The 272-nt window shown below is 59.2% G+C and carries 1 pseudogene; it reads left to right on the forward strand.

Annotated features, from left to right (window positions below):
* Nucleotides 1-272 (forward strand): annotated as a pseudogene (locus EN804_RS36390) (hypothetical protein); the annotation flags it as partial.

A 272-nucleotide genomic window follows, 5' to 3' on the forward strand; every position in this document is an offset into this window, starting at 1 on the left:
CTCAAGAAGAAACTCGCGGACTATGTCAGCGCCAATGTCGCGGCGGTCGATCTCGGCGTCTATGAAATCGCCGACGAATTCCTGGCCAAAAAGGTCATCTCGTGGTCGACCTTCGGCAGCGCAAGGCAGGCCAACCACCCGTTTACGCAATTATTCCAGCCAACGGATTTTGCCGGGCTGGATTATTCCGCGATGAAGCTGGTGCGCACGCCCGAAGCGCTAGTCGAGCGGCTGGACAATGGCACCTGCCAGGGCTGTCACCAGGCCGGTTC

This window comes from Mesorhizobium sp. M8A.F.Ca.ET.161.01.1.1, from assembly GCF_004792105.1.
Classification (GTDB): Bacteria; Pseudomonadota; Alphaproteobacteria; order Rhizobiales; family Rhizobiaceae; genus Mesorhizobium.